The organism is Mycobacterium asiaticum (assembly GCF_001673365.1).
In the GTDB taxonomy this organism is placed as follows: domain Bacteria; phylum Actinomycetota; class Actinomycetes; order Mycobacteriales; family Mycobacteriaceae; genus Mycobacterium; species Mycobacterium asiaticum_A.
In genome coordinates this window covers 1-1,707 of sequence record NZ_LZLS01000049.1, presented here as the reverse complement: position 1 = coordinate 1,707, position 1,707 = coordinate 1, and the positions used below count along the sequence as shown (strand labels likewise).

At 65.3% G+C, this 1,707-nt stretch carries 2 protein-coding genes; both read left to right on the top strand.

From position 1 onward, the window contains the following. Positions 1-559 (top strand): RDD family protein (locus A5634_RS05535; RefSeq protein ID WP_081290215.1); only part of this gene is annotated, 559 nt, incomplete at its 5' end. A 102-nt stretch (positions 560-661) separates the two neighbouring features. Then, positions 662-1,707, top strand: a 1,046-nt coding sequence (locus A5634_RS05530; protein WP_065143078.1) for a cystathionine gamma-synthase, incomplete at its 3' end; no start/stop codon positions are given.

Here is a 1,707-nt window from a genome sequence, read left to right as displayed (position 1 = left end):
GCTACCCGAGGGGCGGGGCCCCCCGCCCCCGCCGTCGGCCGGTGCGGTCGCGCCGCCACCGCCGGGACCGGCGATCCGGGAGATGCCCTCGGATTCCTACACGCCGTGGCTCACCCGCGTGCTGGCGTTCCTCATCGACTACGCCCCGATAATCGTCATCTGGGGCGTCGCTCAGGTGATCGACCTCATGACCCAAGAGCAGGTCTGCGTGCAGAGCGCCAACGAGTACGTGCTGTCCGATGTCTGCTACACCCAGAGCTCCATCATCGGCACCATCGTGCAGGGGCTGGCAGCGCTGGCAATTCTGGCCTACGTCGTCTGGAACTACGGCTACCGGCAGGGGACCACCGGATCGAGCATCGGCAAGTCGATCTTGAAGTTCAAGGTAGTCAGCGAAGCAACCGGAGCGCCGTTGGGATTCGGGATGTCGTTGGTGCGGCAGATCGCGCACGTCGCCGACTCGATCATCTGCTTCGTCGGTTACCTGTTCCCGTTGTGGGACAAGAAGCGTCAGACCTTGGCCGACAAGATCATGACGACGGTCTGTCTGCCGGTCTGATTCGCTGTAGTGAGCCGAACCTGGCTGCGATTTTCGGCCCGGTTTCTCGCAGTGTGGTTCGGCTCGCGACAGCCGACCTCAAGCTCACTAGGCTGACGGTCGATGACTGAAGACCAGATCTACTCCGGACTCGCGACCAAGGCGATACACGCCGGCTACCGTCCGGATCCGGCCACCGGAGCCGTCAACGCCCCGATCTACGCCACCAGCACGTTCGCCCAAGACGGCGTCGGCGGTCTGCGCGGCGGCTTCGAATACGCCCGCACCGGCAACCCGACCCGTACTGCCTTGGAGGCGTCGCTTGCGGCGGTCGAGGACGGCGCATTCGGGCGGGCATTCAGTTCTGGCATGGCAGCCAGTGACTGTGTGCTGCGGGCGATTTTGAAGCCCGGGGACCACGTGGTCATTCCGGACGACGCCTACGGCGGCACATTCCGATTGATCGACAAGGTGTTCACCTCGTGGGGCGTGAAGTACACACCGGTCGCGTTGTCGGATTTGGATGCGGTGCGGGCGGCGATCACGTCGCACACGCGGTTGATCTGGGTGGAGACGCCGACGAACCCGTTGCTGTCGATCGCCGACATCGCCGCAATCGCCCAGTTGGGCGCCGATAACTCGGCAAAAGTGTTGGTGGACAACACTTTTGCCTCGCCAGCGCTACAACAGCCGTTGACGTTGGGTGCCGACATCGTGCTGCACTCCACCACTAAGTACATCGGCGGCCACTCCGACGTGGTCGGCGGTGCACTGGTCACCAATGACGAGGGGTTGGACCAGGCGTTCGCCTTCCTGCAGAACGGGGCCGGTGCGGTGCCGGGCCCCTTCGACGCCTACCTGACCATGCGCGGACTCAAGACGCTGGTGCTGCGGATGCAGCGGCACAGCGAGAATGCCGCCGCGATAGCAGAGTTCCTCGCCGAGCATCCGGCGGTGAGCAGCGTGCTGTATCCGGGCCTGCCCAGCCACCCTGGCCACGACGTCGCCGCGCGGCAGATGCGCAGCTTCGGCGGCATGGTGTCGGTGCGCATGCGCGGCGGACGACAGGCCGCCGAGGAACTGTGCGCCAAGACCAGCGTCTTCATCCTGGCCGAGTCGCTGGGTGGCGTCGAATCGCTGATCGAGCACCCGAGCGCCATGACGCACGC